General features: G+C 58.5%; 25 protein-coding genes and 1 tRNA gene. 14 read left to right on the top strand and 12 right to left on the bottom strand.

Annotated features, from left to right (window positions below):
- Positions 1-10: 10 nt before the first annotated feature.
- The 10 genes from JT51_RS10680 to rpmH form a co-directional block, all read right to left on the bottom strand.
- Positions 11-379 (bottom strand): DUF2946 domain-containing protein, encoded by a 369-nt coding sequence (locus JT51_RS10680; protein WP_152563327.1) that lies wholly within the window; start codon positions 377-379, stop codon positions 11-13.
- Positions 376-1,029 (bottom strand): ribosome biogenesis GTP-binding protein YihA/YsxC, encoded by a 654-nt coding sequence (yihA, locus tag JT51_RS10675; protein ID WP_037311653.1) that lies wholly within the window; start codon positions 1,027-1,029, stop codon positions 376-378. Before yihA ends, JT51_RS10680 begins: the two co-directional genes overlap by 4 nt.
- On the bottom strand, positions 1,026-1,763 hold the full coding sequence (locus JT51_RS10670; protein WP_037311651.1) for an MOSC domain-containing protein: 738 nt from the start codon (positions 1,761-1,763) through the stop codon (positions 1,026-1,028). The genes yihA and JT51_RS10670 overlap by 4 nt, the downstream gene beginning before the upstream one ends.
- The gene (yidC, locus tag JT51_RS10665) at positions 1,760-3,589 is read right to left on the bottom strand and encodes a membrane protein insertase YidC (protein ID WP_037311649.1); all 1,830 of its coding nucleotides are present in this window, start codon (positions 3,587-3,589) and stop codon (positions 1,760-1,762) included. Before yidC ends, JT51_RS10670 begins: the two co-directional genes overlap by 4 nt.
- A gap of 123 nt (positions 3,590-3,712) precedes the next feature.
- Positions 3,713-5,248, bottom strand: coding sequence for a putative bifunctional diguanylate cyclase/phosphodiesterase (locus JT51_RS10660; RefSeq protein WP_037311646.1), 1,536 nt, complete (start codon positions 5,246-5,248; stop codon positions 3,713-3,715).
- Between the two features lie 71 nt (positions 5,249-5,319).
- Positions 5,320-6,213 (bottom strand): tRNA 2-thiocytidine(32) synthetase TtcA, encoded by an 894-nt coding sequence (gene ttcA, locus JT51_RS10655; RefSeq protein WP_037311643.1) that lies wholly within the window; start codon positions 6,211-6,213, stop codon positions 5,320-5,322.
- A gap of 44 nt (positions 6,214-6,257) precedes the next feature.
- Entirely contained in the window at positions 6,258-7,874 is a 1,617-nt protein-coding gene (locus JT51_RS10650) for an acyl-CoA dehydrogenase family protein (protein ID WP_037311639.1), read from the bottom strand.
- 67 nt (positions 7,875-7,941) lie between these two features.
- Entirely contained in the window at positions 7,942-8,187 is a 246-nt protein-coding gene (yidD, locus tag JT51_RS10645) for a membrane protein insertion efficiency factor YidD (protein WP_037311636.1), read from the bottom strand.
- The gene (rnpA, locus tag JT51_RS10640) at positions 8,184-8,609 is read right to left on the bottom strand and encodes a ribonuclease P protein component (protein WP_037311633.1); all 426 of its coding nucleotides are present in this window, start codon (positions 8,607-8,609) and stop codon (positions 8,184-8,186) included. The genes yidD and rnpA overlap by 4 nt, the downstream gene beginning before the upstream one ends.
- A gap of 25 nt (positions 8,610-8,634) precedes the next feature.
- A complete protein-coding gene (gene rpmH, locus JT51_RS10635) occupies positions 8,635-8,769 on the bottom strand; it encodes a 50S ribosomal protein L34 (protein ID WP_005632162.1) in 135 nt (44 codons plus the stop codon).
- Positions 8,770-9,064: 295 nt separating this feature from the next.
- Between rpmH and JT51_RS10630 the strand changes: the two genes are divergently transcribed.
- The 4 genes from JT51_RS10630 to JT51_RS10615 all read left to right on the top strand — a co-directional run bounded on the left by JT51_RS10630 (position 9,065) and on the right by JT51_RS10615 (position 12,761).
- Entirely contained in the window at positions 9,065-9,796 is a 732-nt protein-coding gene (locus tag JT51_RS10630; RefSeq protein WP_037312162.1) for a TVP38/TMEM64 family protein, read from the top strand.
- A 4-nt stretch (positions 9,797-9,800) separates the two neighbouring features.
- Positions 9,801-11,219, top strand: coding sequence for a dihydrolipoyl dehydrogenase family protein (locus tag JT51_RS10625; RefSeq protein ID WP_037311627.1), 1,419 nt, complete (start codon positions 9,801-9,803; stop codon positions 11,217-11,219).
- A gap of 18 nt (positions 11,220-11,237) precedes the next feature.
- Complete coding sequence (locus tag JT51_RS10620; RefSeq protein WP_037311624.1) at positions 11,238-12,620, top strand: sensor histidine kinase; 1,383 nt, start codon at positions 11,238-11,240, stop codon at positions 12,618-12,620.
- A 64-nt stretch (positions 12,621-12,684) separates the two neighbouring features.
- Positions 12,685-12,761, top strand: a tRNA-Arg gene (locus JT51_RS10615).
- 633 nt (positions 12,762-13,394) lie between these two features.
- On the opposite strand, the gene JT51_RS10605 is transcribed toward JT51_RS10615, so the two are convergent.
- On the bottom strand, positions 13,395-14,264 hold the full coding sequence (locus JT51_RS10605) for an amidohydrolase family protein (protein ID WP_037311617.1): 870 nt from the start codon (positions 14,262-14,264) through the stop codon (positions 13,395-13,397).
- Positions 14,261-15,274: a nuclear transport factor 2 family protein gene (locus JT51_RS10600; RefSeq protein ID WP_037311614.1), complete on the bottom strand. Its 1,014-nt coding sequence runs from the start codon at positions 15,272-15,274 to the stop codon at positions 14,261-14,263. Before JT51_RS10600 ends, JT51_RS10605 begins: the two co-directional genes overlap by 4 nt.
- Before the next feature lie 156 nt (positions 15,275-15,430).
- Between JT51_RS10600 and JT51_RS10595 the strand changes: the two genes are divergently transcribed.
- From JT51_RS10595 to JT51_RS10550, 10 genes are all read left to right on the top strand, one after another.
- Complete coding sequence (locus tag JT51_RS10595) at positions 15,431-16,504, top strand: ABC transporter ATP-binding protein (protein ID WP_037312160.1); 1,074 nt, start codon at positions 15,431-15,433, stop codon at positions 16,502-16,504.
- Positions 16,505-16,552: 48 nt separating this feature from the next.
- Complete coding sequence (locus JT51_RS10590) at positions 16,553-17,764, top strand: ABC transporter substrate-binding protein (RefSeq protein ID WP_037311611.1); 1,212 nt, start codon at positions 16,553-16,555, stop codon at positions 17,762-17,764.
- Between the two features lie 67 nt (positions 17,765-17,831).
- On the top strand, positions 17,832-18,854 hold the full coding sequence (locus JT51_RS10585; RefSeq protein ID WP_037311609.1) for a carbohydrate ABC transporter permease: 1,023 nt from the start codon (positions 17,832-17,834) through the stop codon (positions 18,852-18,854).
- Between the two features lies 1 nt (position 18,855).
- Positions 18,856-20,010, top strand: a complete 1,155-nt coding sequence (locus tag JT51_RS10580; RefSeq protein WP_037311605.1) for a carbohydrate ABC transporter permease — start codon at positions 18,856-18,858, stop codon at positions 20,008-20,010.
- Positions 20,011-20,137: 127 nt separating this feature from the next.
- Positions 20,138-20,668, top strand: coding sequence for an ester cyclase (locus JT51_RS10575; RefSeq protein ID WP_037311603.1), 531 nt, complete (start codon positions 20,138-20,140; stop codon positions 20,666-20,668).
- An 11-nt stretch (positions 20,669-20,679) separates the two neighbouring features.
- Positions 20,680-22,011 carry a histidinol dehydrogenase gene (gene hisD, locus JT51_RS10570; RefSeq protein ID WP_037311600.1) on the top strand — a complete coding sequence of 444 codons (1,332 nt, stop codon included), beginning with the start codon at positions 20,680-20,682 and terminating at the stop codon, positions 22,009-22,011.
- Complete coding sequence (locus JT51_RS10565) at positions 22,008-23,060, top strand: ester cyclase (protein WP_037311593.1); 1,053 nt, start codon at positions 22,008-22,010, stop codon at positions 23,058-23,060. Before hisD ends, JT51_RS10565 begins: the two co-directional genes overlap by 4 nt.
- A complete protein-coding gene (locus JT51_RS10560) occupies positions 23,060-23,824 on the top strand; it encodes an SDR family NAD(P)-dependent oxidoreductase (protein ID WP_037311591.1) in 765 nt (254 codons plus the stop codon). The genes JT51_RS10565 and JT51_RS10560 overlap by 1 nt, the downstream gene beginning before the upstream one ends.
- Positions 23,824-24,867, top strand: coding sequence for a LacI family DNA-binding transcriptional regulator (locus tag JT51_RS10555; RefSeq protein ID WP_200876080.1), 1,044 nt, complete (start codon positions 23,824-23,826; stop codon positions 24,865-24,867). The genes JT51_RS10560 and JT51_RS10555 overlap by 1 nt, the downstream gene beginning before the upstream one ends.
- On the top strand, positions 24,864-25,853 hold the full coding sequence (locus JT51_RS10550; protein ID WP_037311588.1) for an ester cyclase: 990 nt from the start codon (positions 24,864-24,866) through the stop codon (positions 25,851-25,853). Before JT51_RS10555 ends, JT51_RS10550 begins: the two co-directional genes overlap by 4 nt.
- Positions 25,854-25,981: the final 128 nt, after the last annotated feature.

Below are 25,981 nucleotides of genomic sequence, written 5' to 3'. Positions count from 1 at the left end.
TCGAATTGAATCAGGAGAAGTGAGGCGGCCCCCGTGCGTCGTAACGGGCATGAAACCCGGCACTGCGATGGGTGAAATCACGGTGGGTCCAGCGCGGCTGGATCGAAGCGTCAAACGGCACAATCAATCCAACCGCAGGCAATTCGGCATCCGCTGTCAGACCTGCGAAGGGGCACATGATGCGCTGATCGGTATCGTCGTGCACGGGGTCAGCCGGGTCCAGATCAACCCATTGCTCGACCGCGCCTTCGCCTGTGCACAGCACCAGCAACACCTTGCCGTCGTCGCCCATCGCTGGCATCCACCCTTGCGGGATGGCTGCAGTCGCCAACAGCGCCAGTGCAGTCAACAGCGTGAAGAAACGGGCCGCCAGGATCATTCCAGATTCGCGATAATCGACCGTAGCGAAGGAATGCCGTCGCCCTTCTCGGACGAGGTCAGCACGATTTCAGGGAAAGCTGCCGGGTGTTTCGACAAGGCACCGCGCACCTGATCCAGAACCTTTGCACGCTCGTTCGCCTTGACCTTGTCTGCCTTGGTCATCACGCACTGAAAGGTCACGGCGCTGGTGTCCAGCAGCTTCATGATCTCGGCATCGACCGGTTTCACCCCATGGCGGGAATCGATCAGAACAAAAGCCCGGCGCAGGGTCTGGCGGCCGCTCAGATATTTCTTCAACAACCGCTGCCATTTTTCCACAATCTTGACCGGCGCGTTGGCATAGCCATAGCCGGGCAGGTCAACCAAATACAACTCTGGCCCTTGGGTGAAAAAGTTGATTTCTTGCGTGCGGCCCGGGGTGTTCGATGCGCGCGCCAGACCTTTGGTGCCGGTCAGCGCATTGATCAGACTGGATTTCCCAACGTTCGAGCGGCCGGCAAAGCAGACCTCAAGCCGGTCGGGGGCGGGCAGGCCGTCCATCGCAACGACGCCTTTGACAAACTCGGACTGGCCCGCAAACAGCTTGCGCCCGCGCTCCATCGCGAATTCATCGGGGTTTTCGGCCAATGGAAAGGGAAGGGTGTTCATAGCACGTGTACCTTGTCACCGACCGAGATCGCACCGCCCCGGATCACCTCGGCATAGACACCGAAATCCTGATGATCCCAGCTTTTCAGAGCGCCCAACGTGTCGGCATCGCGAACACCTGTGTCCGGGTTGGCGGTTGTTGCCAGACAGCGCCGGATGCGTTCGCGGACGTGAAACACTGCCTCGCCGATTTGAACCTCACGGTTGAGCCAGTCAAATTCTTCCCACAGGGGCAAGCCATCGAACCAGATATTGCCGCGCCAGCGGTTGATCGACAGGTCCTGATCCAGCTTTTGTTCCACGGCACGATGAGACGCCATGTTGCACAAGCTGATCGACGGGAAATCACTGTCGGTCATGCCCCGCCCCGGAACCCGAATGATCCGGGCCGACGCGGCGCGATTCGCTGGCATCAGCGGTTTGACCCAGTCCAGAAACCTTTGTTGTTCCGCGTCGGGATCAAAGCTGAGGTCTGGGCGGTCCGGATGGGACAGCGTCAGCGTCTCGCCCATCGTCTGGGCCGAAATCGCCATCAGCTGTGGTGCCTTCGCCCCCCGGCTGAAATTGGCGCAGGATACCCATTCGGACCCATCCGCCTTGGACGCCTCATGCGCAACTGCCCAAACGCGATCCCCGGGCATGGTCTGCCCGGGGTTCACGGTAACGGTTTGAACGGCCTCACGACCATGGCTTTTGATCGGGTGCCGCCAGAGGTGGGTTACTTCGGCCGTCATTTGTCATCCGTCTTTGGTGTGCGTTTGAAGCCGGATTTGATATTGCCGAAAACGTCCGGTTTGTAGCCTTGGCTGCGCATGATCAGGTATTGCTGCGTGAAGGTGATCGTGTTGTTCGCGATCCAGTATACCACCAGTCCGCTGGCAAAGCTGCCCAGCATGAACATGAACACCCATGGCATCCAGGCAAAGATCATCGCCTGCGTCGCATCGGTGGGCGCCGGGTTCAGCTTTTGCTGCAGCCACATCGAAATACCCAGCAACAGCGGCAGGATGCCGATAAAGACCAGCGCCATGATTGTATCCGGCTGCGGCCCGGCAAATGGCAACAGGCCAAACAGGTTCATGATCGAGGTCGGATCGGGTGCGCTGAGGTCCTGGAACGGGCCGAACCAGGGGGCCTGACGCAGTTCGATGGTGACGAAGATCACCTTATACAGCGAGAAGAAGATCGGGATCTGCATCAGGATCGGCAGACAACCCGCGGCGGGGTTCACCTTTTCCTTCTTGTACAACTCCATCATGCCTTGCTGCATCTTCTGACGGTCGTCTCCGGCGGCCTCTTTCAAGGCCTCCATCTGCGGCTGGAGTTCCTTCATCTTCGCCATCGAGACGTAGGATTTATAGGCCAGCGGGAACAGGATTGCCTTGATGATCAGCGTCAGGCCGATAATCGACCAACCCATGTTACCGATCAGCGCGTTGAGGTTGTGCAGCAGCCAGAAGATCGGCTTGGTTAGGAAAAAGAACCAGCCCCAGTCGATGCTGTCGATGAATTTCTGCACGCCTTCCGCCTGATACTCGCGGATGGTTTCCCATTCCTTGGCACCGGCAAACAACTGGGTGGTGACCTCTTCGGTTGCACCAGGGGCAACAGTCAAAGTCGGCAGAACCGTTTCGGTCTGATAGATTTTACGGCGCGCGTCATACTTCGCGGCGGCCTTGAACGCGGTCCCGGGTTCGGGGATCAGCGTCGTCATCCAAAAATGGTCGGTGAAACCGATCCAGCCGTCTTCTTTGACCTGATACACCTCGGCCTGAGCGCGCTCGTTCGGGTCAATGTCAAAATCGCGAACATCGCCATAGTCGATTTCCGCAAGCGTGCCATCGGCCATGCCGATCACACCTTCGTGCAGGATGAAAAAGTTCTTCAAGTCGGGCAGGTCGCCATCCTCGCCGATGCCGTGGCGGGCCAGGATGCCATAAGGGGCCATGCCGACCTCAGCGGCCGAGTTGTTTTCGACCGATTGGGTAACCGTGAACATATAGTTTTCATCGACCGAGATCATGCGGCGGAAGGTCAGACCCTTGTCGTTCTCCCATTTCAGGGTGATCGGGGTATCGACACTCAGCGTTTCACCATCTTCAACGGTCCACAGGGTGTTTGGGCCTGGCACATCGGCACCGGCAACGCCCGCACCGGGGGCCCAGCCATACAGCGCGTAATAAGCCGAGTCCGATCCGACCGGGGACAGCAGCTCGACAATCGGCGCGCCCTCGGCGATGGAGACCTTATAGTCCTTCAGGAACAGTTCGTCGATGCGGCCACCCGACAGTGACAGGCTGCCTTTCAGGCGGGGGGTGTCGATTTCGACCCGCGGGGCTTGCGCCTCGGGCAGGGTCTCTTCGGCGGCGGCGGTCGCTTCGCCAACAGTGCCGGCGCCTGAGGCGCTGGGCGTCTGAACCTCATTGCCTTCTACGGCTGCAATCTCGGACTCAATGGGCGCAGTTGCCTGTTCCGGCGGAGGGAACAGCACGAACCAAGCGAGGATCACGATAAAGCTGAGCACGGTTGCGAGGATGAGATTCTTATTCTGATCGTCCATCTGGGACAGCCACCTTAAGCAGTGAAACACACCCGGTGGGTTCAACAGAGTGCAGGCCCAAAGGTCAAGCGGAATCGCCTGTCACTTCGTCACGGATCGCGTTTGTGTGGCGCAATTCAGCGCCTATAGGCCCGTCTTGCGCCCGATCCGGGGCATTCCCTCAATCTTGTTCTGATGCGCTGCAATCCAGTCGAGCGTTTTTTCAAAAGGCATCGGCTTGCCGATCCCGAACCCCTGAACGTGATCACACCCCAGCTGGGCCATCAACGCGTGTTCGCCCTGTGTCTCTACCCCTTCGGCCAGTGTTTCGACATTCAACCGTTCTGCCATTGTCAGAATGGCGCTGACCAGTTGTTGCTGGCTGGCGTCGCGATCCGCCTTGGCGACAAAAGACCGGTCAATCTTGATCCGCGTGACATCAAAGCGCTTGATTGATGCGATCGAGGCATGTCCGGTGCCAAAATCGTCCAGATCAATGCAGCACCCCAGCTTAGCCATGCCGGTCACGTTGCGGGTGATCACATCATCGGGGCGGCGGGAAAAAACGGTTTCCAGAATCTCGACGGCCAGCCGGTCCGGGGTCAGATCATTCTGATCCAGCTCCCACTTCAGACGGTCGATCAAGGCCGGGTCGCGCAGCTCATCGGACGAAAAATTGACGCCGATCCGGGGCACCACTACCCCGGCGCGATCCCAATCCCGCAGGGCAGCAAAGGCGTGGTGACGCATCGCCTGCCCAAGTTTTTCCATCAGTTCGGCCTGCTCGGCAAAGGGCAGGAACACCTGCGGCCCCAATACACCCTTTTGCGGATGCTCCCATCGAGCCAATGCTTCAAACCCTGTGACGCGGCCGGTGTCGGTTGAAACCTGAGGCTGAAACCAGGGGCGGATTTCGCCATTGTCCAGCGCGGTTTCGAATTCTTTCCGCAGGTTGGCCCGAATGTGCGAGCGGCGGCGGGTTTCGCTGGAAAAGGCGCGAATGGTCGATGGGCCGTTTCTTTGCGCCTCGCCCAATGCGGCCGAGGCGGCGTCGATCCAATCTTCATACCGGCTATCCACCACGCTGGACAGCAGGCTGAACCCGATCGAGCAGGACACATACACCCCCGCGCCATTCATATTGAACGGCTCCTCAACGACGGCTTGCATGCGCCCGGCCATCTGAATGCAGGCTTCAAGATCCAGCTGGTGTGACGGGTGCAATCCGATAGCGATCTTGTTCTGATCCAGCCGGGTCACGATGTCCTGCGTGCGGATGACAGAAAGAATGCGGCTGCCAAATTGTTCGGCCAGGTGATTTGCCGCGGCGTTGCCATGAAGGTCAAGGAAACCCGGATAATCATCCAGTGCAACAAGGATACAGGCGGATTCCGCGCCACTGGACGAGGATGATTTGAAAATCCCCTCAAGCTCGGCGGCAAAGGTTCCAAGGTCCATCATGCCGGTGGTTGGGCTGCGTCGCTTTTCGACCCGGGCGTCAAACGCAACAGCACCCGCGAAAACAAGTGGTAAGACCAGTGCAACCACCACCAGCGCCCTTTCCCCACCAAGCCAGAAGGCGGCCAGGCTGATGGCCGGAACAAAGGCCAGTGCGGCAGGGCCGCTGAGAATGGAAGTAAGAGCATTTAGAACGCGTTCGACTGTGATATGTTTCCACATCGGATTTCTGGGCCTTTACGTTGGACATAGCACGTTTCAGGCAACCGTAGAAAACCAATCTGAGTCAGTCGTTAACGCAACTGCGGAATTTCATCTGAATTTTCGGTATTTTTATCTGGGTTCAGGTTCAGGCCCTGAAAATCGAACAATTTCGGGTCCAGCAAATGCGAGGGCCGCGCGTTGGTCAGCGCCCGAAACATCACCTGCCGCCTGCCGGGGCTGTTTTTTTCCCACTGATCCAGAATCTGTTTTACCTGCTGACGTTGCAACCCGTCCTGACTGCCACACAGGTCGCAGGGGATGATGGGATACTTCATGGCGGTGGCGAATTTCTCGCAATCGACCTCGGCCACATGGGCCAATGGGCGAAAGACGAACAGGTCGCCTTCTTCGTTCACCAATTTCGGCGGCATTGTTGCCAGTCGACCGCCATGGAACAGGTTCATAAAGAACGTCTCAAGGATATCGTCCCGGTGATGACCCAGCACCACGGCCGAGCATCCCTCTTCGCGCGCAACACGGTACAGGTTGCCCCGACGCAGGCGCGAACACAGGGCGCAAAACGTACGGCCCTGGGGAACTTTGTCCATGACGACAGAATAAGTGTCCTGATATTCGATCCGATGGGGCACGCCCATACGTTCCAGAAACTCGGGCAGGACGGTGGCGGGAAAACCCGGCTGACCCTGATCCAGATTGCAGGCCAGCAGATCGACCGGCAGCAACCCGCGCCACTTCAGCTCATAAAGCACCGCCAGCAGGGTATAGCTGTCCTTGCCGCCCGACAGGCAGACCAGCCAGCGGGGCGGTTTGCCGTCTTTGTCATGGGCAGAGGGGTCAACCATCCCGTATTGCTCGATGGCTTCGCGGGTCTGGCGCACGATGCGTTTGCGCAGCTTCTTGTACTCGGTGGTCGAGGGCGCGCCGGCAAAGAGCGGGTGGATATCGTCAGCTTCGTCAAACATGCGCAGCCCCTACAGCAGATGGCGCAACCGGGCAAGTGGGCGGGTCAGCCGAGGCGGCCCAGTATGGCGTCCGTGTCCAGCCCGGTGACCGATCCGGGGATGCGCCCGCTGTCGCCTGACAGGCGCGTGGCGATAAACCCGTCAGCCACCGCACCCGGTGCATGGCGCAGCAGTTGCGACGCGGCTAGCAACAGCGCCGTGCGTTCGGCAAACCAGCGCGCCTCTGCCTCGGGCGGCACAGCGGGCCAGCGGTCGTGATGTGCGTTCAGCGCGGCGTCATAGGTCCGGTCGGTGCCCTTGGCGGCGTTCAGTTCGGCCTGCAATATCTCGGCGGCCAGCGGGTCGCGTGCCAGGGTGCGCAGAATGTCCAGGCAGATCACATTGCCCGACCCCTCCCAAATGCCGTTCAGGGGGGCCTCGCGATAAATCAGGGGCAGGGGGGTGTCTTCGACATAGCCCATGCCGCCCAGCACCTCCATCGCTTCGACGGTGACGATGGGGCAGCGCTTGTTGTTGAGGAATTTGGCCAGCGCGACGCCGATCCGGGCAAAGGCCCTGTCTTCGGGGGAGGGGCTGTCGAATGCCTGCGCCACGCGCATCCCCAGCGTCAGCGCGCCTTCCCAATCCAACGCAAGATCGGCCAGCACCGCGCGCATCAGCGGCTGGTCGATCAACCGGCGCTGAAAGGCGCTGCGGTGGGTGACCCAGTGATGCGCCTCGGTCAGGGCAGCGCGCATAAGGCCAGCGGGGGCCATTGCCGTGTCCAACCGGGTGTGGTGCACCATCTCAAGAATAGTGCGCACGCCTGCGCCTTCGTCGCCAAGCTGCAAGGCCAGCGCGTCGTGGTATTCGATTTCCGACGAGGCATTTGCGTGGTTGCCCAGCTTGTCCTTCAACCGCATCAGGTGAATGGCGTTGCGGTCCCCCTCCAGCCAGCGTGGCACCAGAAAGCAGGTCAGCCCGCCGGGTGCCTGCGCCAGGGTCAGGAACCCGTCGGACATCGGGGCCGAACAGAACCACTTGTGCCCGCGCAACCGCCAGTGATCGCCGTCACGGGTGGCAATCGTGGAATTGGCCCGCACGTCCGAGCCGCCCTGTTTTTCGGTCATTGCCATGCCCAGCGTGGCGCTGGTCTTTTCCGTGACCGGCTTTGTCGTCGGATCATAGGTGTGCGCCGTTAACTTAGGGCGCCAGACGGCGGCGATACCCTCATGCGCAGCCAATGCCGGGATTGCGGCATAGGTCATGGTCAACGGGCAGCAATGGCCGGGCTCGATCTGGCTGGCCATATAGATCATCGCGGCGTGGGTCGCGTGGCCGCCCGGTTGGCCGTCCCATGGCAGGGCCGCATACCCGGCTGACTGGCTGAGGTGCATCAACTGGTGGTAGGCCGGATGAAAGCGCACCTCATCCAGACGCCGACCGCCCGGATCGAACAGCCGGAGTTCGGGCGGGTGACGGTTTGCATCCCGCCCCAATTCCCGCGTTTCCGCACGTCCAAGCGTTTCCCCATAGGCCGCCAGCGGCGCGATGCGCCCGCCTGCCACGTTCGTGACGTCCTGGAGTACCGGATCGGATGCCCAAAGGTCGAAATCACCACGCTCAGGCGGTTGGTTCAGGACGCTGTGTGTGGGCAGGGTATGGCGGGCTTTGGATGTCATCTGGGCCTCAACTTGAACACGGCCAAGTGTTCAGCCCGGACCCTGGCGGGTCAAGTCTGACGGGGGGTCACGCCGAGGGGTCGCCGTCCTTGTGGTCCGGCACCGGGTCATAACCATCGCCGCCCCACGGGTGGCAGCGGCCAATTCGCCGGGCGGCCAGCCATGCCCCTTTGATGGCGCCGTGCTTTTCCAGCGCTTCCAGCGCATAGGCCGAGCATGTGGGCTGATAGCGGCAGTTGAACCCGACCCATGGGCTGAACACCAACCGATAGGCCCGGATGGGCAGGGCAAAGATCTGGGACAGCAGGGTCATTTACGCGCGCTGTGGATTTTGCGCAGCGCATAGCGCAAGTCATCCAGAAAGGCATTGAACGGGCGCGTGGCGGTGACTTCGGCGCGACCGATCAGCACGTAATCCCATCCGTCGTGCCCTTGGGCGGGCAAGACGGCGCGCGCAGCCTCGCGCAGGCGACGTTTAGCCCGATTGCGGGCCACGGCATTGCCGACCTTCTTGGAACAGGTGAAGCCAACGCGAATCCCGTCCGCCTCATCCGGTGCGCGTTTGCGGGCCTGCATCATCATCGACGATGTGCCCTGCCTGCGCGCGCGGGCGGCTTTCAGGAAATCGGATCGTTTCTTTAGAACTGTCAAAGTTTCAGGCGCGCAAACGGACGCCGCCGGGGGCATATCCCCGGGGCGGTTGCTACCATCCTCAGGGGCCTCCGGCGGCGTCATGTTCACAACCTGATCGGTGAGCGGTTTATGCGCTCAGCGACTTGCGACCGCGTGCGCGGCGCGAGTTCAGGATCTTGCGGCCGGCCTTGGTGGCCATGCGCGCGCGGAAACCGTGGCGGCGTTTGCGAACCAGGTTCGAAGGCTGATAGGTGCGTTTCATCGCTCCGTCTCCAATATATCGGTCGGGTGCAGCGCGGATTCGCCTGCCCGTGGTGTTCGAAGCCCGTCCTCTACTGGCAAGCGTAGGGTAAGTCAAACCCCTAGGTGCGGGATTCGGCACCTTTTGCAACAATTCTGTAACCGCATAGCGCAAAAGATTTCAAAATGGCGGTTTTGATACCCCTGACCCTCACATTCCCTACCGTAAACATCAAGGCAGCGTGAGGCCCCTGTTGCTGAACGCGCTGACGGCGCATGTTGTAGGCAGAATGAAACGCAACAAACCGGACAGCCACATGAGCGATACAACTCAGGCCCCGCGCAGCGGGCTTGCGCGCCATATTCCATTGCTGGTGATTCTCACCGTTGCCGCGGTGGGGTTCTTTACACTGGGCGATTACCTGACATTTGAGACCCTGCGCGATAACCGCGAAGCACTTTTGGCGTGGCGTGATGCGAACTATTGGGCGATGGCGGGTGCATTTGTGGCGATCTACATCGTGATCGTCGCCTTTTCCCTGCCGGGTGCGGCTGTGGCCTCGATGACCGGAGGGTTCTTGTTCGGTCTGTTCGCTGGAACCGTCTTTAACGTATTCGCCGCCACCATTGGGGCATCCGCGATCTTTTTGGCGGCGCGCTGGGGGTTGGGCGCATCACTGACCGCGCGGCTGGAATCCTCGGAAGGGACGATCAAAAAGCTGAAAGACAGTCTGCGAGAGAATGAGATTTCGGTGCTGTTTCTGCTGCGCCTTGTGCCTATCGTGCCGTTCTTTGTGGCCAATCTGGTCCCTGCGCTTGTGGGTGTGAGATTTCGCAACTTTCTGATCACTACGGCGCTGGGCATTATCCCCGGGGGCATCGTTTTTACTTGGATCGGTGTCGGTTTGGGCGGCGTGTTCGACCGGGGTGAGACGCCGGATGTTTCCCTGCTGTGGGAACCATTCGTCATCGGCCCGATCATTGGGTTGTGTGTGCTGGCCGCATTGCCGATTGTCATCAAGTCCCTGCGTGGCAAAAAGGACGCCTGAATTCATGCAAGAACTGAAAACCGATATCCTGGTAATCGGGGCCGGGTCGGGCGGGTTGTCCGTGGCCGCAGGTGCCAGCCAGATGGGCGCTGATGTGATCCTGTTGGAAGGTCACAAGATGGGCGGCGATTGCCTGAACTTCGGCTGTGTGCCGTCCAAGGCTCTGATTGCTAGCGGCAAGGCGGCCTACGGGCAGGCGCATGCCTCGGCGTTGGGCGTGGCCGACGTGGTGCCGCAGGTGGATTATGCCGCCGCCAAGGATCACGTTCACGATGTGATCGCCCAGATAGAGCCGATGGACAGCCAGGAGCGGTTCGAAGGGTTCGGCGTCAGGGTGATCCGAGAGTTTGGCAGCTTTGTCTCTGCGACACAGGTGCAGGCGGGTGATCATCTGATTACAGCGCGGCGCGTGGTGATTGCCACGGGTTCGTCGCCTTTGGTGCCGCTGATCCCCGGGCTGGATCAGGTGGTGCATTACACCAATGAGACCATCTTTGATTTGCGCGACAAGCCGGACCATCTGCTGATCATCGGCGGCGGCCCCATCGGGATGGAGATGGCGCAGGCCCACATCCGGCTGGGCTGCAAGGTCACTGTCATCGAGGGCCTGCAGGCGCTGGGCAAGGACGACCCCGAGGCGGCAGCGATTGTGCTGGACACCCTGCGCGCCGAAGGTGTCGCGATTCTGGAACAGGCGATGGTGGCGCAGTTTCGGAACAACAACGGCGCGGTCGAGGTTGTGACCGAAAACGGCGACATCATTTCGGGTTCGCATCTATTGCTGGCTGCCGGGCGCAAGGCCAATACCGACCGCCTGAACCTTGAGGCAGCCGGGATCGAGCCGACCCGCACTGGCATCAAAGTGGATGAGGCGCTGCGCACGACGAACCGCAAAGTCTATGCCATCGGTGACGTTGCAGGGGGGCTGCAATTTACCCATGTGGCCGGGTATCACGCCGGGATCATCATCCGTTCCGCCCTGTTCGGCCTGCCGTCCAAAGCAAAAACAGCGCATATCCCGTGGGCCACTTACACTGATCCCGAATTGGCGCAGGTTGGCCTGACCGAGGCGCAGGCGCGCGCGCAGCATGGCGACAAGGTCGAGATCGCGCGCTTTGATTATCATCACAACGACCGCGCGATATCCGAGCGTAAGACGAAAGGCTTCATTAAGGTCATGGTCGTAAAAGGCCGTCCTGTGGGGGCCACAGTCGTGGGTCATCAGGCGGGCGAACTGATCAACTTGTGGTCGCTGGCCTTGGCCAATAATCTAAAGATGGGGCAGGTTGCCGCGATGGTTTCGCCCTATCCGACGATCGGAGAGCTTAACAAACGGGTGGCGGGTGCCTATTTCTCGCCAAGGCTGTTTGAGAATCAGACAGTTAAACGCGTCGTCAGGTTCGTCCAGCGCTGGATGCCCTGACCGGGAAAGGAGAGCAGATTGAATTCGCTGTCGGGCCGATTTCTGATCCTGACGACGGTCTTCGTCATGTTGGCCGAAATCCTGATCTTTGTTCCGTCGATTGCACGTTTTCGCGAAGATTTCCTGCTGAACCGTCTTGAACGCGCCCAGATCGCGTCACTGGCCTTGCTGGCCGATGACATGCTGGCTGAAGATCTTGAAGCAGAATTGCTGGCCAATGCCGGTGTTTACAACGTCGTTCTGCGGCGCGACGAAGTGCGCCAACTGATGCTGTCATCGCCGATTCCGGAACAGATATCCAAGACGTATGACCTGCGTGACGCCCGGCCCTGGATCCTGATCCGGGATGCGGTGGCGCGCATGTTCACCACGGAAAATCAGGTCATTCGCGTAATAGGTGAGCCAGTCAAAGGCGCGGGGCTGCTGATTGAAGTCACGACTGACAGTATGCCACTGCGTATGGCGATGACCGACTATGGGTTGCGCATTCTGGGCTTGTCCTTTGTCATCTCGATCATCACGGCCTTTTTCCTGTTTCTGGCCGTGCGGGTGGTTTTGGTGAAACCGATCAAAAGTGTTGTTGGCTACATGCAACGCTATGCAAGCGCGCCCGAGGACGCGCGCGGGATCATCTCGCCCGGTTCGAAAGTGACCGAGCTGCGCGAGGCCGAAGAAGCCCTGCAAAAGCTACAGACCGAACTGACGCAGGCCCTGAAACAACGCGAGCGGCTGGCGCAACTGGGCGGCGCGGTGGCCAAAGTCAGCCATGACTTGCGCAACATCCTGACCTCGGCGCAGCTGTTCACCGACCGGATTGAGGCTAGCGACGATCCGCTGGTGCGGCGCATGGCGCCCAAGCTGGTCAATTCGATCACGCGGGCGGTGTCCTTGTGCGAAAGCACGCTGGCCTTTGGCCGGGCGGAAGAACCCGCGCCGACGCTGACGATGGTACGAATGCGGGATGTCGCCGAGGATGTTGTGGCCAGCGAAAAACTGGCCGTTGCCGATGCCTGCGTTGAAATCGTGAATGCGGTTCCAGATGATCTTGTCGCACGGGCCGACCCCGAGCAGATTTTCCGCGTCATGATGAATTTGGTACGCAACGCCCGTCAGGCGCTGGTGGCCTCTGGAAAACCGGGCGAAATCACGCTTGCGGGCTGCGTGCATGAAGATGATTGGTGTGTCGAAATAACCGATACCGGGCCGGGCCTGCCACCCAAAGCGCGCGAAAACCTGTTCACCCCGTTTCAGGGCGGAGTGCGCAAAGGTGGGTCGGGACTTGGGCTTGCGATCTCGCAGGAACTGGTGCGCGGACATGGCGGAGACCTGGTGCTAACCGAGACAGGACCGCAGGGAACAACCTTTGAAATCCGGCTGCCGAGGGGCGACGTAACTTTTTAGAATATTTTTGAAGAATCGGCTTGCGCGTCCCCTGAGGTGGGTCTAAACACCGCCTCACCAACGCGGACCGATAGCTCAGCTGGATAGAGTACTTGACTACGAATCAAGGGGTCGGGGGTTCGAATCCTCCTCGGTCCGCCACTTACACCTATGTGAGGCGACACATAGTTCTGCCACCAGCGACAGAACCTTTCCTTTTTTGGCCTCACATCTTTCATCCAGCACCCAAACCGATTTCATTGATCCTGACCTCCTTTCGGAAAAATCAGGGCTGATTTGCAGATCAGACGCCGAAGGCGCCTGTTCCTGCTGATCTGCCACGTGGCGAACGCGGAAGGGGGCGAGGCAATGCTATTCGACAGGGGTGGTGCGGCCCGCAGGCGCAGCTGAGGACACGGCCCTGTCTAATAGGGTTGCCCGAGGGGGAAGGCAGCGCTTTCCCCCTGACGGCCAGGGGCGTTTGGCTTGTCCAAATCCCGCTGGCCCACAAACAAAAGCGGCGGGGCAATGCGCTCCGCCACCACTTGCAGACATTCAATCTCTGTTGGACGAAATCTTACCAAGTGGGACCTTGCCGACATTAGCCGCGCCAGCAAACTAATGGGCAAGATAAGTGATTTGGGCCACACAGCTGCCGTTCGCTGCATACGTGAAAAATCTACTGCAAGCGCAAAGTCATCCACCGGGAGGGCGGAAAGCTGCCGTTAGCTGCGACTGCAAAGCAATTGTTTTGAAATAGAGCCAAAGACCTTTTTCTTGTGTGCCTCTCCGCTGTCAAATGCGATAGAAGCGTTTTGATGTGCCATGGAACACGTCATCTTGGTTTGAGCTTGGGATCAGGTCCTGGTGCCGGGAAACAACCTCGTTGTAAGTTGAAGTGAGGCTGTCGACCGGAAAATTCGATCCGAACATGCAGCGATCTGCGCCGAACTGGGACAAGCAGGTCGAAATGATGGGCGCGACGCTGTCAGCGCTCCAGTTGTGATCGAACATTCCGAGGCCGGAGAGTTTGCAATAGACCTGCGGCAAGCTTGACAATGCAGTCAATTTATCTGCCCAACTTTGCAAACCTTGCGGAGTCCGGTCATGTGGCGAACCAGCGTGGCACAGGGCTATCTGCGTTTCCAGAGCTTGCGCAAGAACATCTGCAGCTTGATCCATTAGTTCTGGCAGCAATTGAAGGTCAAACGAGAGGCCGCGGGTGCCCAATTGCTGTAGGCCAGCCAAAAACGCGGGGTCTTTAAGCAGGGCGTTTGTGCCCGTTGACGCATCTTCACCCGGAGCGCGGCCAATGATCTGGCGAACGCCGCGCACGGAAGGCAGGGTTTGAAGACGATCGAGTTGTTCGTCCAGATCTTTAGAAATCAGGTCGCAGAAAGCTACTTGCACCAACGGCCAGTCAGGGAACTGATCTGCCACGGATTGCACCCATTGTGCTTCGGCCCAGGGGTCAGCAGCGCCGACCTGAATGTGCACCGATGCGCCGACGCCCTTGGCCTCGGCATCTGTGCGAAATTCAGGCAACAAATAGTCCCGTTGGATAGAAGCCGGGTCGCCAAAAAAACGAACGATGCCTTTCTCCGTAAGCCAGGGATAGGTCACTGCCGAGAGGTCCCACAGGTGGTGATGTGCATCTATCTTCATGGTGCTTCGATCCCCGTGGTGCGTGCCAGAATATCAACTCCTTGCCCTTTCCAGAAGTGGAGCAGGTCGATGAAGATCCAGTTTTCGGCCAGTTTGTCACCAGCGCGGCGATAGATGTCGATCACCCTGAATTCGCCGGGTTTCTCAGTGGCAGGCATACCCATGAACCCTCCCGACGGAGTAGCCATGAAGTTGGGCCAGCCAAAGAAGCCGCCATAGTGCCCTTCGGCCAGGCGGCAAACATGTTTGGTCTTTGACCGGTCTTTGAAAGACGCGCGGAGCGGTCCAGAGTGCTGCTTGGCATATCGCTCTATCGTGTAGGTCGCGCCAATCCCCTCGGGTCCCCACCAGATCATGTCTTGGTGCCAGGTTCGGGCCAGTTCATCCTCAAGCGACACTCCGCTGTCCCATTGGCCGAGATCCGAGATCATCGCATTGATGACCGCCAGCGTCTTCTCGCCTTCTTCAACGGATTGTTGGTTAAACAACAGGCCGTCATGAGGCTTCGGTCCAGGTTGCACCAAATGCGCCGCTGTTTGGGGAGGAAACGGGTTCTGTCGGGCTTGAACCATCAGGTGTGGTATGTCGAAGTACATTGCCGTTTCGACAATCCTGTCACCGGCGACTCTGTGGAACGCGCAATACCGCAGGAATGCCAACTTACTGGTTGGTCGAATACCCAACCAAGGTCGGTCGAACAGGCCCATCAAATGCCCCATGGACACGACCCAAACGTCAGCCTCGTCACTCAACGAGTTTTGTCCTGCAAACAAGATATCCACACGGTTCTGTATATGGGTAAGGCTGCGCTTTAGAGGTTGCCAGAATTGCCGCGCAACCTGTTCAGCACCGCTGATTTCGTTGAATGGATGAAAGCCGCGCCACTGCAGGTCCGGAGCACAGAATTGGCTCATGACCTTAGGGGATTCTTGTTCTGTCGCGGAATCCAGGGCGGTGTGGAACGCGGAGATCAGTTTTTTTTCTGTCTGAAAGTTCACGGTGTTTGCCATTGTAATCAGGGTTTTACGAGAGGCGCGAGGCCGGTGTGAGTCGGGTATTTTTTGTAGGTTTGCATACGTATGCAAAAAAGTCTTGCCTGATTTGATATATGCGAATTACAGTTTTGCAAGCGTATGCAAGATGATTCCTTGCGGGGGGGGGGCACCATGGCGGAAATTCAATTGCGGAACGTCGGCAAGCGATGGGGCTCATTCGTTGGGGTCCACAATTTCGACCTGACGATCGCGGATCGCGAGTTTCTGGTGCTGCTCGGCCCGTCGGGCTGCGGCAAGACCACCACGATGCGCATGATTGCCGGTCTCGAGGACGTGACCGAGGGTGAAATCCTGGTTGACGGCAAGGTGGTCAACGATCTTGAGCCCAAGGACCGCGACGTTGCGATGGTGTTCCAGAGCTACGCGCTCTATCCCAATATGAACGTCTATGAAAACATCCGATTTCCGCTGAAAGTGCGCGGTATCGACCCGACGACCCATGACGATAAGGTGCGCAGCGCCAGCGCGATGGTCGAACTGGACGATTTCCTGCACCGGAAGCCTGCCGAGTTGTCGGGTGGTCAGCGGCAACGCGTGGCGCTGGCCCGCGCCATTGTACGCGAGCCGAATGTGTTCCTGATGGACGAGCCGCTGTCAAATCTGGATGCCAAGCTAAGGGTTTCGACCCGGGCACAAATCAAGAACCTTAGCCATGAATTGGCTGTCACCACCATTTACGTGACCCATGACCAGATCGAAGCCATGACGCTGGCCGACCGTGTTGTGGTGATGAAACAGGGCGTGGTTCAGCAAGTCGGAAGTCCGACCGAAATATATGACCGGCCTGCGAATACTTTTGTGGCCAGCTTTATCGGCTCGCCCGCAATGAACTTGATGGACGGCGAGGTATCGGGCGGCGTTTTCCGCGCCGAGCACGTCGAAATTTCGGTCGATGCACCGGACGGCCCGATGACGCTGGGCTTTAGGGCCGAGGATGCCAGTCTTGCCGAAGGAAATGGCCAGATTACCGCACCGATCTACACGCTGGAACTGTTGGGCGACGCGACCATGATCTCGGTCCGGGTCGGTGGAGCGCTGGTTTCGGTTAAAGCCGACAAAGCCTTCCGCGCCGAGATTGGAGAACCGGTCTCATTCACAGTGCCCAAAGAAATCTGTCACCTTTTCGAAGCGGAAAGCGGTGCGCGGATCGGGGAACACCCCCACAAACAGCCCAAACGGGCTTAACACCGGTCCGGACGTCGACGACGGACCGATCCTGACAGGGAGAAACGCATGAAACTCAAGACGATCCTCATGGCAGGTGCCATGTCCATCGCTGCAAGTGGCGCATGGGCTGCCTGTTCGTTTGAAAATGACGTGCCGCTGAAATCGCTATCAGCCGGTTTTGAAGCATGGAAAGCGGTCACCGATGCGATGGCTGAATGTGGGAACTTCAGCGCCTCGCTGGACCAAGAATTCCGCGAAAAACAGCCGGAAGCTTTTGCCGCTGATCCCGCGCTGTATCAAATTGGTGGCGTGTCCAATGCGACACTGGTGCCATTGCTAAACGCGGGTACGATCCGCCCGCTGGACGATCTGGTCGAGAAGTACGGCCAAGATTTGCTGCCTAACCAGTTGATCAAGGTGGATGGCAAGACCATGGCCATTGCGATGATGGTCAATGCTCAGCACCTAATGTATCGCGATGATGTTCTGGCTGAACTGGGTATCGAAGAACCAAAATCCTACGCCGACGTTCTGGCAGCCGCTGCCAAGATCAAAGAAGCCGGTGTCATGGATTATCCGATCGGCGGCACTTTCAAGACGGGATGGAACCTCGGTCAGGAATTCGTCAACATGTACCTCGGCGAGGGTGGGGCGTTCTTTGGCGACGGCAACATGCCCGCGATTAACAATGAGCAGGGCGTTGCGGCGCTGGAAACCCTGAAAGCAATGACCGAGTTCATGGATCCAGAATATCTGGTATCTGACTCGACCTATGTTCAGCAGCAGTTCCAGCAGGGCAAGATTGCCATGGCGAACCTGTGGGCCAGTCGTGCAGCGGCAATGAATGACGAAACTGAAAGCCAGGTTGTCGGCAAAGTGACCATGGCCGCTGCACCGATGGGTTCGGCATTACCGGCGACCACTATCTGGTGGGACGGCATCGTGCTGGCGTCGAATATTAGCGACGAAGAGGCCGATGCTGCCTTTCGTGTGGCCCTTGAGGGGATGGACAGCGATACGGTCAGCGCGAACAACGATGTCGCCGTCTGGCTAAGCCCAGCCTATTCGGCAGGTGCCTTGGCGGCTGGAGCTGCAGCTTCCGCAGAAGGCGGTGCCAAGGCGTATCCCGCCTCGAGCCCGATGGGCATCATGCACACCTCTCTGGGTAACGGTCTGGCCGATTACCTGACCGGCGCCAAGGATGCGCAGACTACACTGGCCGATATTGAGGCCGATTACATCACCGCCGCTAAAGAAGCTGGTCTGATCAGCAACTGATCCTTCCTACGGGAGGGCTTGGGCCCTCCCGGCCTTTTCCCTTGAGAAACATGAGAAAGGCAGAGCCATGAATTTCCGGACATTTGCCGCCTTTGTCGGCCCCTCTGTCTTTATGATGCTTCTCTTCATCGCGTTCCCTTTGGTCAGCGTGTTTAAGCAGAGTTTCTATGTCACCCAGCCAATCTATGAGACGGTTGAAAAGGAAACTTGCACGCCCGGTTTCCTGACGCAGACCTGTGTGACCGAACAAGTGTCGCAACCTATGCTGGATGATCATGGCGAGATCATTACGCAAACCCAATATGTCGGGTTGCAAAGCTACCGTAACGTTCTGGAGCCCGAACGGGCCTGGCGCGCCATAAGCGACGGCAGTTGGCATGTACTTTCGACGATTAACTTCTGGAAAGCCCTGCGGTTCACTTTGACCTTCACACTGATCACTCTGCCGCTGGTTGTCGGGTGCGGGCTTGGGATCGCAATTCTGATCAACAACGCGGCCAAAACGATCCGTGGACCGGTGATATTTGTCTCATTGCTGCCATTCATCATCACGCCGGTAATTGGTGTGCTGTCGATCAATTGGCTGTTCCGGGGCGACGGTATCCTGACCGCAATGATGGAATGGTGGCTGAACCGCGACATCGCTCTGTTTGCTCAAGCTTGGACCATCGAGCTTCTGATGATGCTCTACCGCGTCTGGCACGTCGCCCCCTTTGCAGCGATCATTTTCTATGCCGGTCTGCAAACGGTCAATCAGGACAGTTTGGAAAGTGCGGTGATTGACGGGGCTACCCGCTGGCAGCGACTGAAATACATCGTCATCCCGCACCTGATGCCCTTGATCATCTTTGTTGCGATGATCCACCTGATGGACAGCTACCGTGTCTTCGAAGAGATCGTTGGTTTCTCGAGCCAGGGTTACGTCATCTCGCTGCAATGGCTGACCTTCGACTACCTGACGCCTGATCAGGCGGGTAACCGGTCAATCAGCCGTGCCTCGGCGAACTCGATGTTGACCATGATCGGTGTCGTTATCCTGCTTATCCTGCCGCTGCGCCGCACCTGGCGCGATCACAAAGGAGGTCACTGATATGTCCTCGCGCGCGCTACGCCAGCCTTTCAGCTTGCGGCTGACCTCGAACATCTTTCTGGCGCTTTGGTGCCTGATCGCGGCTTTCCCGATCTTCTGGATCGTGGTGATGAGCTTCAAATCACCGGTCGATGCCTTCGACAGCAATGCGTTGAACGTCATCTTCGGCCCGGCCACGTTGGGCGGCGGTAAGGGTCTTTCATTGCTGGACATCGTTCTGGGAATCGCGGTGATCTGGGCCACGATTGTGGTCGCCACCAAAACCCTGCCGTCGATGGTCAAATCATACTCGGGGCCCGGGCAGGAGTGGTTTGTGTGGGTCATTGGCGCGCTGGTCGTCCTGGTTGGCTTTCTCTTAGCGTTCTTTGTAATCCTGCCTGCCATATTGAACGTGCTGAACCCGTGGTTCGGCCCTTTGGGTCGGGATGTGCTGGGCCTGACGACAGAACACTACAAGACCGTCTGGATCGACCGGGGTTTTTCGAACAACTTCAAGAATTCGCTGATCGTGACAACCGGTGTGGTGACGGTGTCACTGACCGTAGGCACGCTCGCAGGCTATGGTCTGGCACGCTCGGGTTCGACCCTGGCGTTCTGGATACTGATTGTCGCGCTGGTCTTCCGCGCATTGCCACATTCGGTGCTGGTGGCAGGCTATCTGCCGGTTTTCGTCAATTCGGCTGAATGGTTGGCCCCGATCTTGGGAGAGAATGCGCCGACCCTATACGGCAAACCCTTCGCGGTGATCGCTGTGCTCGTCGCCATTAATCAGCCCTTCACCATCTGGATGCTGCGTTCGTTCTTTCAGAACATACCGGCTGAGCTGGACGAGGCCGCCCGCGTGGATGGGTGCAGCCACTTCCAGGCCTTTCGCCGTGTCATCATGCCGGTGATGTGGCCGGGAGTGATTACCACAGGGCTGTTCAGCTTCCTTCTGGCCTATAATGACTTTTTGGTCACTGCGCTGTTGCTGGACGCACAGAACCAGACAATGGTTCCCGCCATCGTCGGCATGTTCAACCGCGAGACCACCACAACCGATCAAGTGGTTGCCGTGGCTGCCGCTGTGTCGATCACTGCGCCCTTGATTTTCCTTGTTCTTATCTTCCAGCGCCAGATCGTGAGTGGCCTGACAGCCGGAGCGGTCAAGGGCTAATGAGCAACCATGCCCGACATAACGCCATGTCGCGCCACCCGGCACTGAACAGGTTGCCGAGGGACTTTCTGAGTATTGGGGCTGCGACCCCCAAACTCTCCCTCTGGCAACCTGAAAGGATATAGGTATGAAAGGTTCTCGCCCCGAACAAGCGGTTCTAACTCGCGGCACGGACATGAGCAAAACCGAAGATACGCGCCGCGTGATCGAAACCATGGTGGATGGTCTGAACGACCACCGCATTGATGATATCGGAGAATTCTTCACCCAAGGCTTCCGCTGGATGGGCAATCAAGGCTGCGGCACTAAAACCGGCCTGAAAGAGTTTCAGGAAAACTGGCAGCGTCCGTTCCAAGCAGCGTTTTCGGACAAGACCTGCATTGATGAGGCCCGCCTATACATGGGCGAATGGGCAGCAGCCTTTGGCCGCCAGGAAGCGACCCATACGGGTGAGTTTCTGGGCATCGCCCCCACCGGCAAGCGGGTCGAGATCCGCTACATGGATTTCTGGAAAGTCGTTGACGGCAAGATCGTCGACAACTGGGTGAATGTCGATTTCCCTCATGTCGCGGCGCAACTGGGCGTCGACCTGTTCAACGGCGAAGGCTGGGAAGCATTTGACCGGGGTGAAAAATGTCCACCCCGGCCCGAAAATTGAGGATTGGAAACATGGCAATCGAGTATCTTAAACGCGGTAAATCCGATGCAGACCGGGCAGAAGATGATGCCAAGACCCGCGCCGTGGTCGAAGCAACTCTGAAAGACATCGAAACCCGCGGTGATGTTGCGGTGCGTCAGCTGAGTGAGAAATTCGACAACTATTCGCCCGCTTCGTTCCGCTTGTGCCAACAGGAAATCGACGACCTGATTGCGCAATTGTCTGACCGCGAACTGGCCGATATCAAATTCGCCCAAGAGCAAGTTCGCAACTTTGCACAAGCTCAGCGGGACTCGATGTTGGACATCGAGGTAGAAACTCTGCCGGGGGTTATCCTTGGTCATAAGAACATCCCCGTGCAATCGGTGGGATGTTACGTCCCCGGTGGCAAGTTCCCAATGGTGGCATCGGCCCATATGTCGGTTGCGACGGCTTCGGTGGCGGGTGTTCCGCGCATCATCGCATGTACGCCCCCATTCAACGGCAAGCCAAACCCAGCTGTGATTGCGGCAATGTATCTTGGTGGGGCGCATGAGATCTACGTCATGGGCGGCATTCAGGCCATCGGCGCCATGGCGCTGGGGACCGAGACAATCGACCCGGTTCATATGCTGGTTGGTCCGGGCAACGCTTTTGTCGCGGAGGCCAAACGCCAGCTATTCGGGCGCGTCGGCATTGATTTGTTTGCCGGTCCCACCGAAACCATGGTCATCGCGGATGAGACCGCAGCGGATGCCGAGTTGTGCGCAACCGATCTTTTGGGGCAGGCTGAGCATGGCTATAACAGCCCCTGCGTGTTGCTGACCAACTCTCGCAAACTTGCCGAAGAGACACTGACCGAGGTGGACCGTCTGTTGGGTATCCTGCCGACCGCCGACACCGCTAAAGTGTCCTGGGAAGAATATGGCGAAGTGATCATCTGCGACACGTATGATGAGATGCTGCAAGTCGCTGACGGTATTGCCTCGGAACATGTTCAGGTGATGACAGATCGCGACGATTGGTTCCTTGAGAATATGACTTGCTACGGCGCGCTGTTCCTTGGGCCGCGTACTAATGTTTCGAACGGGGACAAAGTAATTGGTACGAACCATACGCTGCCAACGAAGAAGGCAGGCCGATATACTGGGGGGTTGTGGGTTGGTAAGTACCTGAAAACGCACAGCTATCAGAAGGTTCTGACTGATGAGGCGGCGACGCTGATTGGCGAATACGGCTCACGCCTGTGTATGCTGGAAGGTTTCGTTGGCCACGCCGAGCAGTGCAATGTGCGGGTGCGCCGTTATGGCGGAATCAACGTACCTTACGGCGAACCCGCGCCGTATCGGGATGCTGCTGAATGAGTGACGTGCACACCCAGCACAAGGCCCTGATCGCTCCGCTCAGGGCCGCGATGTACGACTTTTCCGAGACCGGTGTCCGCAAGGCGCTGGCCGGGGCGGCGACTCCAGACACTGTATTCCACCTGTGCCATCCTTTTGGCGATAGTATCGGTAGCGATGCTTTCTATGACTGTGCCTTCAAGGATTTGTTCGCCGCTTGGCCCGATCTGGAGCGCCGCGATTACATCGTCATGGGCGGGCCTGACGAAGACGGCGCGGACTGGGTTGGTTGTGGTGGCTACTACACGGGTACTTTCACCGGTCCGTGGCTCAAAATCCCGCCCACCGGTCATCAGGTGACCATGAGGTTCCACGAATTCTATCGATTTGAGGACGGCAAGGTCGTTGAAATGCAGGCGCTTTGGGATATTCCCGAGGTGATGATGCAGGCGGGTGCCTGGCCGATGTCCCCCAGTCTGGGGCGCGAATGGCACGTGCCCGGACCAGCCACACAGGACGGCTTCGTGCCCGGCCCCTATGACGCGGCCAAGGGCAAGGCGACCTGCCAGCACATCATCGACATGTTGGAGCATCTCAAGAAACACCCGACGCAAGGCGGCCCCGAGGTCATGGAGATGGGGCGGTTCTGGCATCCCCGGATGAACTGGTACGGTCCTTCGGGCATCGGTACCGGGCGCGGGTATGCGGGCTTTCGCAACTGGCACCAGATCCCGTTCCTGAACGGGATGCCGGACCGGGGGCAATACGTGGACGAGATCACCTATCACTTCTTTGGTGATGGCGAATACGCGGCTGTGACTGGCTGGCCCAACATGATCCAGACCGTGACCCATGACGGTTGGCTGGGGATCGCACCCTCGGGCAAGAAAATCACGATGCGTAGCCTCGACTTCTGGCGGTTGGAAAACGGGCGCGTCCGTGAAAACTGGGTTTTGGTCGATTTGCTGGACGCCTACCGGCAGCTTGGCGTTGACGTCTTTGCCCGTCTGCGGGAATTCAACAAGGCCCGCAATATGGGCTGCATTGAAATACCGGATGGAATGAGCTGATGACAGAACTGCCGCGCACCCCTTCGTTTTCACTGAGTGGAGAAACCGCCCTCGTGACCGGAGCTTCGTCGGGCATAGGGCAGGGTTGCGCGGTGGCTTTGGCTGAGGCAGGCGCGCATGTCGTCTGCGCGGCCAGAGGTGCGGACCGGTTGAACGACACCGTCGCCGCTCTGCAGGGACAGGGTTGGTCAGCCGAGACTCTTGTGCTGGATCAGGGCGATCTGGTCGCGTTAGAGCAGCTCTTCTTAACGCGCAGTTTTGATGTCGTGGTGAATTCGGCCGGAGTCGCTCGGCACAGCGCGGCGATTGAGACAACGCCAGAGGATTTCGATGTTGTTACCAATGTCAATCTGCGTTCTGCCTATTTCCTTTCGGCCTACGCCGCCCGCGCGTTGATCGAGGCTGATAAGCCCGGTTCGATCATCCATATCTCCAGCCAGATGGGGCATGTCGGCGGAGTCGACCGAGCGCTTTATTGTGCGACCAAGCACGGGCTGGAGGGAATGGTCAAATCAATGGCGATCGAATGGGGCAAACAGGGCATCCGGATCAATACGGTCTGCCCGACTTTCATTCGAACGCCACTGACACAATCCACCTTTGACAACCCCGAACGCGCTGCGTGGATCATGGAAAAGATCAAGCTGGATCGGGTGGGAGAGGTCGAGGACATTATGGGCGCGGTCCGCTACCTCGCCTCGGACGCTTCGGCGCTGGTCACGGGCACTTCGATGTTGATTGACGGAGGTTGGACGGCAGACTGATGGCTGAGAAAGTAACATCACTCCAGGTCGCCCAGCTTGCAGGGGTCAGCCAATCCGCGGTTAGCCGCGTCTTCACGCCCGGGGCTTCGGTCAGCAAGAAGACCGAAGAGAAAGTGCGAAAGGCTGCTACTGAATTGGGCTATCGCCCCAATGTGTTGGCGCGCGCAATGGTATCCGGCAAAAGCCGCATCATCGGTTTGGTGGTGGCCTATCTGGACAACTATTTCTATCCCGAAGCACTCGAGAAGTTGTCGAACGAGTTGCAGGAGCAGGGCTATCATGTCCTGATTTTCATGGCCTCCAGAACGGCCGGAAACATTGACGACGTGATGGAGGAAATCCTCGATTATCAGGTTGACGGCGTCATTCTGGCCTCGGTCGCGATGTCGTCCGATATCGCTACGCGCTGCCAACAGGCCGGTGTGCCGGTGGTACTGTTCAACCGCAGTCAGGACATCGACGGGATCACATCGGTCACGTCTGATAACTATGCGGGCGGTCGCAAGGTGGCCGAGTTCCTTATTGCGGCCGGTCACAGCCGCATCGCTTACATTGCCGGGTGGCAAGGTGCATCAACCCAGCGAGACCGCGAAGCTGGCTTCCGGGCAGCTCTGAGCGATGCCGGCCAGGAACTATACGATCATGAGATCGGAGAGTTTCACACCGAGAACACGCGCTTAGCGGCACGTCGTATGTTCGATGTTGAACCGCAGAAACGGCCTGACGCGGTATTCGTCGCTAATGATCACATGGCGCTTGCCGTCATGGACGTCATCCGGTTCGAGTTGGGGATGCGTGTGCCCGAAGACGTTTCAGTCGTTGGATATGATGACGTCCCGCAAGCAGCTTGGCTTGCCTATAACCTCACCACCATTCGTCAGCGCGCCAACCTGATGGTTGCCGAGACCGTTGACGCTTTGTTGGATCATATTGAAAACCCGGCAGCTGCTGCGGCACGCAAGGTCGCAATTGATGGGCCGCTGATCGTGCGCACCTCGGCACGGCTGCCCAAAGGCTGGACGCCGCAAAGGATGAAAACATGAAAGGCTTTGATCCCAAGTTCCGGGACTTCCCCGACTATATCATCTGTATCACCAAAGAGATTTGGGAAGACCGGGGTATCGCGACCCTGCACGACTATTACAGCGAAGATATCGTCGTGCGTTCGCCCGGTTCGGTGGTGCTGGGCAATCAGAATGTGATCGGCGCTACCATGGCGACGCTGGCCGAGTTTCCGGATCGGCAGTTGCTGGGCGAGGATGTGATCTGGTCAGGTACCCCCGAAGAAGGGATGCTGAGTTCTCACCGCATCCTTTCAACGGCCACGCATCTGGCCGAGGGCGTTTACGGCAAGCCAACCGGAACTAAGCTACGCTATCGAATTCTGGCCGATTGCCACGCCATCAACAACCAGATCAACGACGAATGGCTCATCCGCGATCAGGGTGCCATCGTCCGCCAGATGGGATGGGACCCGAAGGAATACGCCGCCGATCTGATTACTCGCGAAGGAGGTAAGGAGAACTGCACCAAGCCTCTGACCCCCGAAATCGATCAACCTGGGCCGTACAAGGGCCGTGGAAACGATAACGAGTGGGGGCAGCGCTATGCCGACATTCTGACTCGGATCATGAATGCCGATATGGGTGCAATCGAGGCAGAATATGACCGCGCTGTTCAATCGGAATATGTAGGCGGCGTGACTGGTCATGGCTGGGATGCGGTCGACCGTTTCTGGATGGGTCTGCGGGCGAGCTTCCCGAATGCTGAATTCAAGATCGAGCATCAGATCGGGCGCGACGACCCGGATATGCCACCCCGGGCTGCGATCCGCTGGAGCCTTTGGGGCAAACATGACGGCTGGGGCGTGTTTGGCGCACCGACGGGTGCACAGGTGAATGTCCTTGGCATCAGCCACGCCGAGTTTGGCGCCTTGATTGGCGGGCAGCCGCAGTTGCGCCGCGAATATACTCTGTTTGATGAAACCTCGGTCTGGAAGCAAATCCTGTTGCATGGCGGAGAAGTCTGAGTGGAGCACCCGGTTGCATATCGCATCCTTGTGGATGGTCTGAGTGAGACCGGGACCCTTCGGCGTTACCATATACACCGCCAAAGCCTGCGTGCACGTCGTTTGAACCTGCGCCCGCCAGGAGAGTG

This window comes from Ruegeria halocynthiae, from assembly GCF_000743705.1.
Taxonomy (GTDB): domain Bacteria; phylum Pseudomonadota; class Alphaproteobacteria; order Rhodobacterales; family Rhodobacteraceae; genus Ruegeria; species Ruegeria halocynthiae_B.
This window is presented reverse-complemented; position numbering and strand designations above follow the sequence as displayed.

Coding starts and splice junctions, on each gene's coding strand:
- hisD (WP_037311600.1), top strand. CDS start 20,680: ATGGCAATCGAGTATCTTAAACGCGGTAAATCCGATGCAGACCGGGCA.
- ttcA (WP_037311643.1), bottom strand. CDS start 6,213: ATGTTTGACGAAGCTGACGATATCCACCCGCTCTTTGCCGGCGCGCCC.
- yihA (WP_037311653.1), bottom strand. CDS start 1,029: ATGAACACCCTTCCCTTTCCATTGGCCGAAAACCCCGATGAATTCGCG.
- JT51_RS10660 (WP_037311646.1), bottom strand. CDS start 5,248: ATGTGGAAACATATCACAGTCGAACGCGTTCTAAATGCTCTTACTTCC.
- JT51_RS10650 (WP_037311639.1), bottom strand. CDS start 7,874: ATGACATCCAAAGCCCGCCATACCCTGCCCACACACAGCGTCCTGAAC.
- JT51_RS10550 (WP_037311588.1), top strand. CDS start 24,864: ATGAAAGGCTTTGATCCCAAGTTCCGGGACTTCCCCGACTATATCATC.
- JT51_RS10680 (WP_152563327.1), bottom strand. CDS start 379: ATGATCCTGGCGGCCCGTTTCTTCACGCTGTTGACTGCACTGGCGCTG.
- rpmH (WP_005632162.1), bottom strand. CDS start 8,769: ATGAAACGCACCTATCAGCCTTCGAACCTGGTTCGCAAACGCCGCCAC.
- yidC (WP_037311649.1), bottom strand. CDS start 3,589: ATGGACGATCAGAATAAGAATCTCATCCTCGCAACCGTGCTCAGCTTT.
- JT51_RS10585 (WP_037311609.1), top strand. CDS start 17,832: ATGAATTTCCGGACATTTGCCGCCTTTGTCGGCCCCTCTGTCTTTATG.
- JT51_RS10600 (WP_037311614.1), bottom strand. CDS start 15,274: ATGGCAAACACCGTGAACTTTCAGACAGAAAAAAAACTGATCTCCGCG.
- JT51_RS10565 (WP_037311593.1), top strand. CDS start 22,008: ATGAGTGACGTGCACACCCAGCACAAGGCCCTGATCGCTCCGCTCAGG.
- JT51_RS10560 (WP_037311591.1), top strand. CDS start 23,060: ATGACAGAACTGCCGCGCACCCCTTCGTTTTCACTGAGTGGAGAAACC.
- rnpA (WP_037311633.1), bottom strand. CDS start 8,609: ATGACGCCGCCGGAGGCCCCTGAGGATGGTAGCAACCGCCCCGGGGAT.
- JT51_RS10575 (WP_037311603.1), top strand. CDS start 20,138: ATGAAAGGTTCTCGCCCCGAACAAGCGGTTCTAACTCGCGGCACGGAC.
- JT51_RS10595 (WP_037312160.1), top strand. CDS start 15,431: ATGGCGGAAATTCAATTGCGGAACGTCGGCAAGCGATGGGGCTCATTC.
- JT51_RS10590 (WP_037311611.1), top strand. CDS start 16,553: ATGAAACTCAAGACGATCCTCATGGCAGGTGCCATGTCCATCGCTGCA.
- yidD (WP_037311636.1), bottom strand. CDS start 8,187: ATGACCCTGCTGTCCCAGATCTTTGCCCTGCCCATCCGGGCCTATCGG.
- JT51_RS10580 (WP_037311605.1), top strand. CDS start 18,856: ATGTCCTCGCGCGCGCTACGCCAGCCTTTCAGCTTGCGGCTGACCTCG.
- JT51_RS10605 (WP_037311617.1), bottom strand. CDS start 14,264: ATGAAGATAGATGCACATCACCACCTGTGGGACCTCTCGGCAGTGACC.
- JT51_RS10625 (WP_037311627.1), top strand. CDS start 9,801: ATGCAAGAACTGAAAACCGATATCCTGGTAATCGGGGCCGGGTCGGGC.
- JT51_RS10630 (WP_037312162.1), top strand. CDS start 9,065: ATGAGCGATACAACTCAGGCCCCGCGCAGCGGGCTTGCGCGCCATATT.
- JT51_RS10670 (WP_037311651.1), bottom strand. CDS start 1,763: ATGACGGCCGAAGTAACCCACCTCTGGCGGCACCCGATCAAAAGCCAT.
- JT51_RS10555 (WP_200876080.1), top strand. CDS start 23,824: ATGGCTGAGAAAGTAACATCACTCCAGGTCGCCCAGCTTGCAGGGGTC.